Raw genomic sequence first — 13,707 nt, 5'->3', positions numbered from 1 at the left:
GGTGCGGTCGCCGCCCTCACGTTCCACGGCGAGGGTGGCGACCGCACCACGCGGGGGGCGTGTCCGCGGACGCTCACCCGCTGTAGGGGTTTGACCTGGGAGTTCCCGGGAATGATCTCACCGTCCGTGAGCACGGGGTCCGTCGTCCCGGGAGGTCAGAATGGCCACGCTTCTGTGGATCATCGCCGTCGTACTGGTGGTCGCCGGCATCGTCGCCATACTCAGGCGTCAGCTGCTGTGGGGCATCGTGCTCATCGTCGTCGGCCTGCTCGTGGGTCCCGGCGGCGTGAGCGTCTTCACCTAACCCCGGTCGCCCAGCTCGGGGTGCAGGGCGGTGAGCGCGGCGGTGAGCGAGGTCAGCTCCTCACCGCCGGCCATCAGCCGCGTCAGGTCGTCGACGTCGACGTCGTCCCGGGTGAGGCTGCCGGCCACCTGCCCGCGCGCGAGGAGCAGGAAGCGGTCGCCGACCAGGTGCGCGTAGCGCGGGTTGTGGGTCACGAAGACCACGGCCATGCCCTGCGCCCGGGCGGCGACGACCGACTGCAGCACGAGGGTGTGCTGGGCGACGGTCATCGGCGCCGTCGGCTCGTCGATGACCAGCACCCGGGCGCCGAAGTGCAGCGCCCGGGCGACCGCCATGCTCTGCCGCTCGCCGGCCTGCAGCGCGCTGGCCGGCTGGTCGGGGTCGAGGCCGGTGACGCCGACCCGCGCCATCGCCCGCACGGTGACCCGGCGCGCCTCCTGCAGGTCGAGCCGGCGCAGCGGCCACGGGCCGCGGGTCGGTTCGGCGCCGAGGAAGAAGTTGCGCCACACCGACAGCAGCGGTGCGACGGCGAGGTCCTGCCAGACGGTGGCGATCCCGGCGGCCCGCGCCTGCTTCGGCGACCGGAACCGCACGGGCCGGCCCGACACCAGCAGCTCGCCCTCGTCGTGCCGGCGCAACCCCGACAGGACGGCGACGAGCGTCGACTTGCCCGACCCGTTCTCCCCGAGCACGCAGGTGATCTCCCCGGCCCGCAGGGTGACGCTGAGCCGGTTGAGCGCGGGCACCGAGCCGTAGCGGACGGTCAGCCCGCGCAGCTCGACGACGGGGTCGGTCACGGGGTCGGTCACGACCTGGGCACCGCCTTCAGCCGCCGCCGGACGACGCCGTTGGCCAGCAGCGCCACCAGCAGGAGCACGCCGAGGAACGCCTGGAACCACCGCGGGTCCCAGCCGGCCAGCGGGATCCCCTGGCGGACGACGGCGTAGAGCAGGGCGCCGATCGCCGCGCCCACCGCCGAGCCGTAGCCGCCGGTGAGCAGGCACCCGCCGATGACGGCGACGACGATGAACTCGATCTCGTTGCCCAGCCCCGGCGCCACCTGGACCCCGCCGAGCCGGACCAGCCCGAGCGTGCCGATCAGCCAGCCCGCGGCCGCGGTGAGGCAGAACAGCGTCACCGTCGTCCCGCGGACCGGCACGCCGAGTTCCCGGGCGGCCCGCCGTGCCCCGCCGCTGGCGAACACCGCGTTGCCGAAGCGCGTGCGCCACAGCACCCACGTGCCCAGCGCGGTGACGCCGAGGAACCACAGCAGCGAGACGCGGAACCGCCCGTCGCCGATCAGCACCGTCGACCCGAAGAGGGTGACCGCGGAGTCCCAGCCGGCCGCGGAGTCCAGGCCCTCGATCCGCGCCGAGCCCGCGACGGCGTGCGTGCCGGCCAGCGTGACGCCCTGCAGCACCAGGAACGTCGCCAGGGTCACCAGGAAGCTGGGCAGGCCCGTGGAGACGACGAGCAGCCCGTTGACGGCGCCGACCGCCAGCGCGCTGAGCAGCGAGACCACCAGCGCCGGCCAGATGCCCCACCCGGCGGACTCGACCAGCAGCGCGGTGACCAGCGAGCTCGCGACCGCCACCACGCCCACGGAGAGGTCGAACTGCCCGGCGATGAGCAGCAGCGCGACCGGCACACCGCCGATGCCCAGCAGCGCGGCGACGTCCAGCACGGTGGCCAGCCCGCCGGAGGTGAGCAGCCCGGGCGCCTGCAGGCCGAAGAAGACCACCACGACGACCAGGCCCACCAGCGCCGCCAGGCTGGGGCGGGCGAGCGCCCGGCCGAGCAGCCGGCGCCCGGCCGGGACCGTCGCGGGCGCCGGGCCGAACGTGGGCAGGCGGTCGGCGGTCACCGGGCGTCGGGGCCGGTCGGCGGGGACGACGTCGGCAGCGGGACCTCCTCGGGAGTGCACGTGCCGCCCCAGTGTCCCCCAGAGAGGACCACCCTTCCCCCCGGGCCTCGCAGGCTCGGCCCGGGCCCCTGAAGGGTGGCCGTCAGGGGCGCAGGAGCCAGCGCACCCGGTCGTCGGCGTACCAGGTCCAGCGGGTCACCGGCTTCGGGAACGGCACGCCGTCCCGGATCACGCGGGCCGGGTCGCTGGCCACCTGCAGCGCACGGCCCTTCGTCCGCCGGACCGGCCGCAGCGGGATGGTCATCACCGACACGCCGATCGTGTCGACCGCCGACCAGTCGGGGCGGACGTCGAGCCGGGTCACCTGACCGTCGGCCACCTTCATGTCGTCGTGGTGCGCCTGCAGGCCCAGCCGGCGGCCGAGGCTGCGCCGCGGGTCGTCGCTCCACGGTTCCAGCCGGCCGTGGTGCAGCAGGACGCCGCCGTGGTCGTCGCGCACCAGCGTGAGCTCCCGCTGGTCCCCGGTCCCGATGCCCAGCGCGCGGGCCAGCCCGGTCGAGGCGGTGTCGTCGGCCGGCTCCCAGGCGACCGGTACCTCGGCCGTGCGCCCGGCGCGCAGCAGGGCCGCCAGGACGCCGGCGAGCGCGGGGACGGCGCCGCGGACCACCACGGCCCCGGCGTCGGCCACCGCCGCCACGTCGTCCTTCTCGGGGGCCGAGCCGGGTTCCAGACCGCGCAGGTCGAGCTCGACGAGAGGCATGCGGCTACCCTGCCACCTGCCAGCCGGGACCGGCCGGGAAGCTCGCGCGAGGAGATGGACACAAGCCGATGCCGGCAGTCGTGCTGATCGGTGCCCAGTGGGGCGACGAGGGCAAGGGCAAGGCCACCGACCTGCTCGGGGGCCGCGTGCCGTACGTCGTCCGCTACCAGGGCGGCAACAACGCCGGGCACACCGTGATCACCCCCGACGGTGAGCGCTACGCGCTGCACCTGATCCCGTCCGGGATCCTGACGCCGGGCTGCACCCCGGTGATCGGCAACGGCGTGGTCATCGACCCGCAGGTGCTCATCACCGAGCTCGCCGGCCTGGAGGAGCGCGGGGTCGACACCTCGCGGCTGGTGATCTCCTCCGACGCGCACCTGATCATGCCGCACCACCGGGCCCTCGACAAAGTCACCGAGCGCTTCCTCGGCAAGCGCAAGATCGGCACCACCGGTCGCGGCATCGGCCCCGCCTACGGCGACAAGGTGGCCCGCGTCGGCATCCGCGTGCAGGACCTGCTGGACCTGTCGATCCTCCGGCAGAAGCTCGAGGGCACCCTGCAGGAGAAGAACCAGATCCTGGTCAAGGTCTACAACCGCCGGGCCATCGACGTCGACGAGGTCGTCGAGGAGTACGCCGGCTACGCCGAGCAGCTCAAGCACCGGATCGCCGACACCCGGCTGCTGCTGGGCAAGGCGCTCGACGCCGACGAGTGGGTGCTGCTGGAGGGGTCGCAGGGCACGCTGCTCGACGTCGACCACGGCACCTATCCGTTCGTGACGTCGTCCAACCCGACCTCCGGCGGCGCGGCCACGGGCTCGGGCATCGGCCCGACCCGCATCTCGCGGGTGGTGGGCATCCTCAAGGCCTACACGACCCGCGTCGGCTCCGGGCCGTTCCCCACCGAGCTGTTCGACCAGTGGGGCGAGTACCTGCGCAAGCAGGGCGGCGAGGTCGGCGTCACCACCGGCCGCGACCGGCGCTGCGGGTGGTTCGACGCCGTCGTCGCCCGGTACGCCAGCCGCGTCAACGGCATCACCGACTACTTCCTCACCAAGCTCGACGTCCTGTCCGGCCTCGAGACGGTGCCGATCTGCGTCGCCTACGACGTCGACGGCGTCCGGCACGACGAGATGCCGATGACGCAGACGGAGTTCCACCACGCCACGCCGGTGTACGAGGAGATGCCGGGCTGGTTCGAGGACATCCGCGGCTGCCGGACCTTCGACGAGCTGCCGGCGAACGCGCAGGCCTACGTGCGGCGCCTGGAGGAGCTCTCCGGGGCGCGGATCAGCGTGATCGGCGTCGGCCCCGGCCGCGACGAGAACGTCGTGGTCCACGACCTGCTCCAGTAGGCCCCCTGCAGGGGCCCGCCGCGAGCTTGCGAGCGGTGGGGGCAGGGGGTCCTTTCTCAGGCGGCGACGAGCTCGGTGCGGGCCCGGACGGCGACGTCGGGGGAGTCGGTGATCACGCCGTCGACGCCCAGCGCCAGCAGCAGGCGGGCCTCGCCCTCGGCGTCCCCGGTCGCGGCGGGGTCGCTGCCGCGGCGCAGGTGCCGGGGCAGGAAGGCGTTCTCGGCGCGCAGCGTCCACGGGACGACGACCAGCCCGGCCCGGTGCGCCTGGGTGACCAGGTCGGAGATGCCGGTGAGCGTCTGGTGCTCGTCGCGCAGGAGGATGCGGTGCCGGCTCGGGGCGATGCCCTGCGCGTAGGTGGAGACCTCGCGCAGCCCGGCCGGCGTCACGAACTCGTCTCCGACCGGGGCGTCGTCCACCAGCTGGAACATCTGCGGGCCGGCGTCGCCGAGCTCGGCCCGCAGGGCGCGCAGGCCGGCCCCGTCGAAGGACTGCACGACCACCGGGCCGTCGGGGCGGGCGGCCCCCAGCCGGCGCAGCTCGTCGGCGACCAGCTCGGTCATCGGCAGGCCGTGCTCGGCCGACCAGGTCGGCTTCTTCAGCTCCGCGAGCACGCGCACCGGCCGCTCGGGGGTCGACCGGCGGACGGCGAGCTCGACGACCTCGGCCAGCGTCAGGATGCCGAACTGCCCGTCGTAGGCGGTGTTCAGGGGGCGCAGCGCCGGCATCCGCTCGACCGCGCGCAGCGTGCGCAGCTCCGCCAGCGTGAAGTCCTCGGTGAACCAGCCGGTGCGCTCGACCGTGCCGACGACGCGGGTGGTGCGCCGGGCGGCGAACTCGGGGCGCTCGGCCACGTCGGTCGAGCGGGACAGCTCGTTCTCGTGCCGGACGACGAGCGCGCCGTCCCGGCTGACCACGACGTCGGGCTCGATCAGGTCGGCACCGAGGTCGACGGCGAGCTCGAAGCTGGCGAGCGTGTGCTCGGGACGGTAGGCGCTGGCCCCGCGGTGCCCCACGACGAGGGGCACGGAGGAGCGGGTCGCCGTGCGGGAGGCCGGCGACTCGGTCGCGGTCATGCCATCGAGAACACCCGAGGAACCTGAACGAACGTCGAACGCCGAGGGGTGTTTCGCCCACAATTCGGGCGACAGGGGGCTGACCTGCGCGCGAGCATGTCCGCCGTGACCGAACTAACAGCCCTCGGGTGGACACCCGACCGGGTGGCGCAGCTCCCGGAGGGCACCGTCCCGGCGCGGGTGGCCCGCGTCGACCGCGGGCTGCTCACCGTCCTCACCGCCGACGGCGAGCAGCGCGTGCACCCCGCCGCGGCCCTGTACGACGAGAGCGGCCTCGCCTCCCCGGCGGTGGGCGACTGGCTGGCGCTGCGCGGCGAGCTGGCGGTGGCGGTGCTGCCCCGCCGGTCGGCGTTCACCCGCACCGTGGCCGGGCGGACGTCGGCGGCGCAGGTGGTCGCCGCCAACCTCGACACGGTCCTCGTGGTGGACGCCCTGGTCGGCGACACCCGCCTGCGCCGCGTCGAGCGGTACCTCGCCGTGGCGTGGAGCAGCGGCGCCACCCCCGTCGTCGTCCTGACCAAGGCCGACCTGTGCGACGACGTCCCGGCGGCGGTCGCGGCGGTGGCCGAGGACGCGCTCGGCGTGGAGGTGCTGGCGGTCAGCTCGGTCACCGGGGAGGGGCTGGACGCCGTCGCCGCGCTGCTCGGTCCCGGCCGGACGGCGGCCATGGTCGGCCCCTCCGGCGTCGGGAAGTCCAGCCTGACCAACGCCCTGGCCGGCCGCGCGGTCGCCGAGACCCGGGAGATCCGCGAGAGCGACGGCCGCGGCCGGCACACGACCACCGCGCGCGAGCTGCACGTGCTGCCCGGCGGGGGCCTGCTGGTCGACACCCCCGGCATGCGCGAGCTGGCCCTCTACGACGACGCCGAGGGCGTCGAGGCCGCGTACGCCGACATCACCGAGCTGGCGGCCGGCTGCCGGTTCCGCGACTGCGAGCACCGCACCGAGCCCGGCTGCGCGGTCGCCGCCGCGGTCGACGACGGCACCCTCGACCCCGCCCGCCTCGTCGCCTGGCGCAAGCTGCAGCGCGAGGCGCACCGGCAGCTGCTGCGGGTCGACGCCCGGGCCCGCGCGGAGGAGAAGGCCCGCACCCGCGCCTTCTTCCGCTCGCTGCGCGACCAGCCGAACCGGGTCCGGTAGCCACCTCGGTAGATTCGGCGCCCGTGCGCGTGCTCGTGATCGGCTCCGGCGCCCGGGAGCACGCCCTGTGCGTGGCTCTGTCCTCCGACCCCGCGGTCGAGGCGCTCGCCTGCGCGCCCGGCAACGCCGGCACCCGCGCGGTCGCCGAGCCGCTGCCGGTCACCGTGGCCGACCCCGACTCGGTCGCCGCGGTCGCCCGCGAGTGGGGTGCCGACCTGGTCGTCGTCGGACCCGAGGTCCCGCTCGTGGCCGGGGCCGCCGACGTCGTCCGGGACGCCGGCATCGCCTGCTTCGGCCCCTCGGAGCAGGCCGCGCAGCTGGAGGGCAGCAAGTCCTTCGCCAAGCACGTGATGGCCGCCGCCGGGGTGCCCACGGCGCGCTCGTGGCCGGTCGGCGGGCCGGCCGAGCTGGAGACCGCGCTCGGCGAGGTCGCCGCGGTCGCCCCCGGAGCGCCCTACGTCGTCAAGGACGACGGCCTGGCCGCCGGCAAGGGCGTGCTGGTCACCCCCGATCGCGACGCCGCCCTCGCGCACGGGCGGGCGGTGCTCGACGGCGGGCACGCGGTGCTGGTCGAGGAGTACCTCGACGGGCCCGAGGTCTCGCTGTTCGCCGTCACCGACGGGACGACGGTGCTGCCGCTGGTGCCCGCGCAGGACTTCAAGCGCCGCGACGACGGCGACGGCGGCCCCAACACCGGCGGCATGGGGGCCTACGCGCCGCTGCCGTGGGCACCGCCCGGCCTGGTCGACGAGGTGCTGGCCACCGTGCTCCAGCCGACCGTCGACGAGATGCGCCGCCGCGGCGAGCCGTTCAGCGGCCTGCTCTACGCCGGCCTGGCGCTGACCTCCCGCGGGGTCCGGGTGGTCGAGTTCAACGCCCGCTTCGGCGACCCGGAGACCCAGGTCGTGCTGCCGCTGCTCGAGACCCCGCTGGCCGGGCTGCTGCACGCCGCCGCCACCGGCACCCTCGCCGACCACCCGCCGCTGCGCTGGCGCGACGGCGCGGCGGTCACCGTCGTCGTCGCCGCGCCCGGGTACCCGGAGAGGCCGCGCACCGGGGATCCGATCACCGGGGCGGACGGCGAGGGCGTGCTGCACGCCGGCACGGCGGTCACCGCCGACGGCGCCGTGGTCTCCGCCGGCGGTCGGGTGCTCGCGGTCACCGCGGTCGGCGCCGACCTCGCCGCCGCCCGGCAGCTCGCCTACGAGCGGGTCGCCGGCGTGCGCCTGGCCGACGGGCACTGGCGCACCGACATCGCGCTCGCCGCGGTGGAGGGCCGGGTCACGGCATAGCTCACGCCGTGGCGAGCAGGCCGGACGACGCGTCGAGCGGCCGGTCCAGCACGTCGGCGCCGTCCACCACCTCGGGCAGGAAGCGCCGCCGCAGCCCGGCGATCGTCGCGAGCCCCGCCGGGTCCACCGCGCCGTGCGGCACCAGGCCCTCGGCGGGGCTGCGCAGCCGGGCGACGTGGCGGCGGGCGAGCTCGGGGGAGAGCCCCAGCCGCTCGGCCGCCACGTCGGCGGCGAGGTCGTCGAGTTCCCCGGCGAGGACGGCGTCGGCGGTGCCGGCCAGCACGCCGGCCAGCGCCCGCGCCGGCTCCAGGTGCGCCTCGCCGGCCACGGCCAGGACCGTGCCGAGGTACGGCGCGCACCGGTCGGCGACCGCGGCCAGGCGCCGGCAGCCCCGCTCCTCGGCGACCAGCTCGTTGCCGGCGTTGAGCATCGTGGCGTCGCAGTCACCGGCCAGCAGGGCCGCCAGCCGCCGCGGCGTCGAGCCGAGCGCGACCAGCTCGTACTCGTCCCGGCCCACCCCGAGCGACTCGGCCAGCGCGTACATCGCGAGCGCGAACCCCGAGGTGGGGACGTCGACGCCGACCCGCGCGCCGCGCAGCGAGTCGACGCCGGTCCGAGCGTAGAGGGCCAGGCCCAGCCCCCGGTCCACGGCGCCGACGATCCGCACGTCGAGCAGCTCGCCGAGCGGGTTGCCCGGGCTGAACCGGTAGGCCAGCACGTTGTCGGGGCTGGTGAGCGCCACGTCGAGCTCACCGGCGAGCAGCGACCGGAACTGCCCCGGTGACGAGGCGACCGGCACCTCCTCCGGGTCGAGCCCGGCCTCGGCCAGCCGGCCGGTGCGGCGGGCGAGCGAGAGCAGCACCGAGGGGCTGAAGGCGCCCACGACGAGACGGGGAGCAGACATCCTGCGGCGTCCTCCGGGTGGTCCGAGCGGGACCAGGGAGTATGCCGCCGTGCAGTCGATTGCACCAGACCTGCACGATCTGCGGATCCGCCACGCACCGCGGGAGGCCGACGACCGGTGCTTGACAGGGCGGTCCCCGCGATAGGACCCTGCTGACACCGGTCACAATCGATTGCAGAGCGGGAGGACCCGGATGGACGAGCGGGTGTCGTCGGCGATCGCGCACTGGGGTCCTCGCTTCACCACCAACGGCGTCACCGTCTCGGACTTCGAGGAGGTCACCCGCCGCGTCGAGCACTGGGCCGACTGGTGCGCGGCGTGGTCGGCGAAGGGTGCCGAGCACGAGCGGCTCGGCCGGCGCGCCCTCGCCGACGGCCGGTCGGTCTCCGCCGGCCAGCACCTCGCGCAGGCCGCCGTCTACTTCCACTTCGGCAAGTTCGTCTTCGTCGAGGACCTCGACCAGATGCGCGCCGCCCACGAGCGCGCCGTCGCCTGCCTCACCGACGCCCTCCCGCACCTGCTGCGCCCCGGGCGCCGGGTCGAGGTCCCGTTCGAGGGCACGTCGCTCGTCGGCGTGCTGCGCACCCCCGGCGGCGCCGGCCCGCACCCCGTCGTCGTCCTGCTGCCGGGCCTGGACTCCACCAAGGAGGAGCTGCGCTCCACCGAGGAGACCTTCCTCGACCGCGGCCTGGCGACGTTCAGCGTCGACGGCCCGGGCCAGGGGGAGGCCGAGTACGACCTGCCGATCCGCGGCGACTGGTCGGCCGTGGGGGAGGCGCTGCTCACCGCGCTGGAGGGGCTGCCCGAGGTCGACGCCGGCCGCGTCGCGGTGTGGGGCGTCAGCCTCGGCGGCTACTACGCGCCGCGGGTCGCCGCCGCGCTGGGCGACCGGGTGCGTGCCTGCGTCGCCCTGGCCGGCCCCTACGACTTCGGCGACTGCTGGCCGCAGCTGCCCGAGCTGACCCGCGAGACCTTCCGGGTCCGCTCGCGCGCGGCCACCGACGACGAGGCGCGGCGGCTCGCGCACACGCTCTCGCTCGAGGGCGTCGCCGAGAAGATCACCGCCCCGCTGCTGATCGTGTTCGGCCGCAAGGACCGGCTGATCCCCTGGCGGCACGCCGAGCGCCTGCGCGACACCACCGGCGGCGAGGTGGAGCTGCTGATGCTCGAGGACGGCAACCACGGCTGCGCCAACGTCGCGCCCTGGCACCGCCCGTACACCGCCGACTGGCTCGCCGACCGGCTCGCCGCACCCCCGCTCGCCGATGGAACGAGGAGCACCCAGTGAACGACAGCGTCGCCGCCCCGGAGTCGGTCGGCTGGATCGGCGCCGGCCGGATGGGGGCCGCCATGGCCACCCGGCTGGCCAAGGCCGGCGTCAAGGTGACCGTCTGGAACCGGACGAAGGCCAAGGCCGAGCCGCTGGCCGAGGTCGGCTGCGTCGTCGCCGACCGGATCGCCGAGCTGCGCGGCATGGACGCCGTCTTCGTCATGGTCTCCACCTCCAAGGACCTCGAGCAGGTCCTGCTCGGCGAGGGGGGCCTGCTGACCGACCCGGACGACGTGCCGCGGATCGTGGTCGACTGCTCGACGGTCGACCAGGCGGCGTCCGAGGCGATGCGCGCGGCGGCCGAGGAGCGGGGCGTGGCCTTCCTGGCCAGCCCGGTCAGCGGCAACGGCAAGGTGGTCAAAGCCGGCAAGCTCAGCCTGGTCGCCTCCGGGCCGGAGGCGACGTTCGAGCAGGTCCGGCCGCTGCTGGAGCACATCGGGCGGCACGTCACCTACGTCGGCGAGGGCGACGTCGCCCGGCTGGTGAAGATCTGCCACAACCTCATGCTGGGCGTGGTCACCCAGTGCATGGCCGAGATCACCGTGCTCGCCGAGAAGGGCGGGGTGCCGCGCGCGGCGTTCCTCGAGTTCCTTAACAACAGCGTCATGGGCTCGGTGTTCACCCGCTACAAGTCGCCGGCGTTCGTGAACCTGGACTACTCGCCCACCTTCACCCCGATCCTGCTGCGCAAGGACTTCGACCTCGGCCTGGCGGCCGCGCACGACCTCGACGTCCCGATGCCGATCGCCGCCGCGACCGCGGCGGCCGTGCAGGCCAGCGTCAGCAGCGGCCGGGTCGAGGAGGACTTCTCGATCCTGCTCGACCTGCAGGCGCACAACTCCGGCCTCCGACTCGAGCCGGAGAACGTCCCCGTGGACGACGGGCTGAGCGCGGACGGCGGCGCGCGGTGACCGGTGCGCGGCCGCTGCCGGCGCCCGGCCACATGGGCGTCGACTACGAGCAGCGGGTCGACTTCGCCCGGCTCCGCGAGTACCGGCTCGGGCGGGCCAAGGCCTCCCTGGAGGCCAGCGAGTGCGGCGCCTTCCTGCTGTTCGACTTCTACAACATCCGCTACACGACCCAGACGTGGATCGGCGGCGCCCTCGGCGACAAGATGATCCGGTACGCGCTGCTGGCCCGCGGCAAGGACCCCGTGCTGTGGGACTTCGGCTCGGCCGTCAAGCACCACCAGCAGTACTCCCGGTGGGTCCCGACCGAGAACTACCGGGCCGGCTTCCTCGGTTTCCGCGGAGCGGTCGCCCCTACGGTCGGCCTCATGGCCGAGGCGGTGGCCGAGATCAAGTCGCTGCTGGTGGAGGCGGGGGTGGCCGACCTGCCGGTGGGGGTCGACATCGTCGAGCCGCCGTTCCTGTTCGAGATGGAGCGCCAGGGCCTCCGGGTGGTCGACGCCCAGCAGCTCATGCTCGACGCCCGGGTGATCAAGTCACCCGACGAGATCGCCCTGCTCAACCAGGCGGCGGCCATGGTCGACGGCGTCTACCAGGACATCGTCGAGATGCTGAAGCCCGGGGTGCGCGAGAACCAGATCGTCGCGCACGCGAACAAGCGCCTCTACGAGATGGGCTCCGACCAGGTCGAGGCGGTCAACGCCATCTCCGGTGAGCGGTGCAACCCGCACCCGCACAACTTCACCGACCGGCTGATCCGCCCGGGGGACCAGGCGTTCTTCGACATCATCCACTCGTTCAACGGCTACCGGACCTGCTACTACCGGACCTTCAGCGTCGGCAGCGCCACCCCGGCGCAGCGGGACGCCTACAAGCAGGCCCGCGAGTGGATGGACCGCGGGCTGGCCGGCATCAAGGCCGGCGTGGGCACCGACGAGGTGGCCGCGCTGCTGCCGAGGGCGGAGGAGTTCGGCTTCGGCAGCGAGATGGAGGCCTTCGGGCTGCAGTTCGCCCACGGGCTCGGCCTCGGCCTGCACGAGCGGCCGATCATCTCCCGGCTCAACAGCATGACCGAGCCGATCGAGCTGCAGGTCGGCATGGTGTTCGCGCTGGAGACCTACTGCCCGGCCGGCGACGGTTTCTCCGCCGCCCGGCTGGAGGAGGAGGTCGTCGTCACCCCCGACGGGCCGCAGATCCTGACGCTCTTCCCGAGCCAGGACCTCGTCGTCACCAACCCGTACTGAGAGGGCCGGCCATGAGCCTCGATGCACTGGGCGAGTTCGACCACCTGCTCACGGAGCTCTGGATCGGCGGCAAGCCGGTGCCGGCCGCCGACGGCAGCCGGTTCGACGTCCTGGACCCCGCGACCGGTCAGGTGCTGACGACGGTCGCCGACGGCACCGTCGAGGACGCGATCGCCGCGGTCGACGCGGCGGAGGCCGCGGCGGCGTCCTGGGCGGCGACCCCGCCGCGCGATCGGGCGGAGGTGCTGCGCCGCGCGTTCGAGCTGATGACGGCGCAGAAGGAGCCCCTCGCCCGGCTGGTCACCCTGGAGAACGGCAAGGCGCTGCCCGACGCCCGCGGCGAGGTCGCCTACGCCGCCGAGTTCTTCCGCTGGTACGCCGAGGAGGCCGTGCGGGCGACCGGTGCGGTGCAGACGGCCCCCTCGGGCGCCAACAAGATCCTGGTCGTGCAGCAGCCGGTCGGGATCTGCGTGCTGGTGACGCCGTGGAACTTCCCGGCCGCGATGGCCACCCGCAAGATCGGCCCGGCGCTGGCCGCCGGCTGCACCGTGGTGCTCAAGCCGGCCAGCGACACCCCGCTGACGGCGCTGGCGATGGCCCGGATCCTCGAGGACGCCGGGGTGCCGCCGGGCGTGGTCAACGTGCTGCCCGCCCGCCGCTCCGGCGCCGTCGTCTCGGCGATGCTGCACGACCCGCGGGTGCGCAAGCTGTCGTTCACCGGCTCGACCGAGGTGGGGCGCGTGCTGCTGCACGAGGCGGCCGACCAGGTCATCAACTGCTCGATGGAGCTGGGCGGCAACGCGCCGTTCCTGGTGTTCGCCGACGCCGACCTCGACGCCGCCGTCGACGGCGCCATGATCGCCAAGATGCGCAACGGCGGCGAGGCGTGCACCGCGGCCAACCGCTTCTACGTGGAGCGCCCGGTCGCCGAGGAGTTCGGCCGCCGGCTCGCCGAGCGCATGGCGGCGCTGGCCATGGGGCCGGGGCTGGACGAGGACACCCAGCTCGGCCCGCTGGTCAACGACGACACCGCCGCGAAGGTCGACGAGCTGGTGCAGGGGGCGGTGGCCGATGGGGCGACCGCCGTCGTCGGTGGCCGCCGTCCCGACCGTGCGGGCTTCTACTACGAGCCGACGGTGCTCACCGGTGTGCGCCCGGGGTCGGCGATCCTCGGCGAGGAGATCTTCGGCCCGGTGGCGCCGATCGTGGCCTTCGACGACGAGGCCGAGGCGATCCGCATGGCCAACGACACCGAGTACGGACTGGTCTCCTACGTCTACACCCGCGATGTCGGCCGCGGCCTGCGGGTGAGCGAGGCGCTGGAGTCGGGCATGGTCGGCCTCAACCGCGGGCTGGTCAGCGACCCGGCGGCGCCGTTCGGCGGGGTGAAGCAGAGCGGCATCGGTCGCGAGGGCGGCCACCACGGTCTGCTCGACTACCTGGAGAGCAAGTACATCGCCGTCACCTGGTGACCCCGTCGCCGTCCGGGGGCGGGGTGCCGCCCAGCCCTCGGCCCTGACGCTGCCG

General features: G+C 74.6%; 13 protein-coding genes. 8 read left to right on the top strand and 5 right to left on the bottom strand.

What is annotated here, in order from left to right; translation table 11 throughout:
- The first annotated feature begins 160 nt into the window (after window positions 1-160).
- Complete coding sequence (locus ACI797_RS25800; RefSeq protein ID WP_456540371.1) at window positions 161-304, top strand: GPGG-motif small membrane protein; 144 nt, start codon at window positions 161-163, stop codon at window positions 302-304.
- On the opposite strand, the gene ACI797_RS25795 is transcribed toward ACI797_RS25800, so the two are convergent.
- The 3 genes from ACI797_RS25795 to ACI797_RS25785 form a co-directional block, all read right to left on the bottom strand.
- The gene (locus tag ACI797_RS25795) at window positions 301-1,113 is read right to left on the bottom strand and encodes an ATP-binding cassette domain-containing protein (protein ID WP_456862894.1); all 813 of its coding nucleotides are present in this window, start codon (window positions 1,111-1,113) and stop codon (window positions 301-303) included. The two genes, ACI797_RS25800 and ACI797_RS25795, sit on opposite strands and share 4 nt — an antisense overlap.
- Window positions 1,110-2,168 (bottom strand): ABC transporter permease, encoded by a 1,059-nt coding sequence (locus tag ACI797_RS25790; protein ID WP_456862891.1) that lies wholly within the window; start codon window positions 2,166-2,168, stop codon window positions 1,110-1,112. The genes ACI797_RS25795 and ACI797_RS25790 overlap by 4 nt, the downstream gene beginning before the upstream one ends.
- A 142-nt stretch (window positions 2,169-2,310) precedes the next feature.
- Window positions 2,311-2,928, bottom strand: a complete 618-nt coding sequence (locus ACI797_RS25785; protein ID WP_456862888.1) for a hypothetical protein — start codon at window positions 2,926-2,928, stop codon at window positions 2,311-2,313.
- 68 nt (window positions 2,929-2,996) lie between these two features.
- Here ACI797_RS25785 and ACI797_RS25780 point away from each other — a divergent pair, with 68 nt between their 5' ends.
- Window positions 2,997-4,286, top strand: coding sequence for an adenylosuccinate synthase (locus ACI797_RS25780; RefSeq protein WP_456862885.1), 1,290 nt, complete (start codon window positions 2,997-2,999; stop codon window positions 4,284-4,286).
- A 56-nt stretch (window positions 4,287-4,342) separates the two neighbouring features.
- Here the strand turns inward: ACI797_RS25780 and ACI797_RS25775 are convergent, their stop codons facing one another.
- Window positions 4,343-5,362, bottom strand: coding sequence for a glycerophosphodiester phosphodiesterase family protein (locus ACI797_RS25775; protein WP_456862882.1), 1,020 nt, complete (start codon window positions 5,360-5,362; stop codon window positions 4,343-4,345).
- Window positions 5,363-5,458: 96 nt separating this feature from the next.
- Here ACI797_RS25775 and rsgA point away from each other — a divergent pair, with 96 nt between their 5' ends.
- Together rsgA and purD are read left to right on the top strand one after the other, a co-directional pair.
- Complete coding sequence (gene rsgA, locus ACI797_RS25770) at window positions 5,459-6,502, top strand: ribosome small subunit-dependent GTPase A (RefSeq protein WP_456862879.1); 1,044 nt, start codon at window positions 5,459-5,461, stop codon at window positions 6,500-6,502.
- 23 nt (window positions 6,503-6,525) lie between these two features.
- The gene (purD, locus tag ACI797_RS25765) at window positions 6,526-7,794 is read left to right on the top strand and encodes a phosphoribosylamine--glycine ligase (RefSeq protein WP_456862876.1); all 1,269 of its coding nucleotides are present in this window, start codon (window positions 6,526-6,528) and stop codon (window positions 7,792-7,794) included.
- Between the two features lies 1 nt (window position 7,795).
- On the opposite strand, the gene ACI797_RS25760 is transcribed toward purD, so the two are convergent.
- Window positions 7,796-8,698: an ABC transporter substrate-binding protein gene (locus tag ACI797_RS25760; RefSeq protein ID WP_456862873.1), complete on the bottom strand. Its 903-nt coding sequence runs from the start codon at window positions 8,696-8,698 to the stop codon at window positions 7,796-7,798.
- 193 nt (window positions 8,699-8,891) lie between these two features.
- On the opposite strand from ACI797_RS25760, the gene ACI797_RS25755 reads away from it, so the two are divergent.
- From ACI797_RS25755 to ACI797_RS25740, 4 genes are read left to right on the top strand one after another with little or no spacing between them, the layout of a single operon-like run.
- Window positions 8,892-9,986, top strand: a complete 1,095-nt coding sequence (locus ACI797_RS25755; RefSeq protein ID WP_456862870.1) for an alpha/beta hydrolase family protein — start codon at window positions 8,892-8,894, stop codon at window positions 9,984-9,986.
- Window positions 9,983-10,939: an NAD(P)-dependent oxidoreductase gene (locus ACI797_RS25750; RefSeq protein WP_456862867.1), complete on the top strand. Its 957-nt coding sequence runs from the start codon at window positions 9,983-9,985 to the stop codon at window positions 10,937-10,939. Before ACI797_RS25755 ends, ACI797_RS25750 begins: the two co-directional genes overlap by 4 nt.
- A complete protein-coding gene (locus ACI797_RS25745; RefSeq protein ID WP_456862864.1) occupies window positions 10,936-12,180 on the top strand; it encodes a M24 family metallopeptidase in 1,245 nt (414 codons plus the stop codon). The genes ACI797_RS25750 and ACI797_RS25745 overlap by 4 nt, the downstream gene beginning before the upstream one ends.
- Window positions 12,181-12,191: 11 nt before the next feature.
- A complete protein-coding gene (locus ACI797_RS25740; protein ID WP_456862861.1) occupies window positions 12,192-13,652 on the top strand; it encodes an NAD-dependent succinate-semialdehyde dehydrogenase in 1,461 nt (486 codons plus the stop codon).
- Window positions 13,653-13,707 lie beyond the last annotated feature (55 nt).

The organism is Geodermatophilus sp. SYSU D00691 (assembly GCF_054050275.1).
This window is presented reverse-complemented; position numbering and strand designations above follow the sequence as displayed.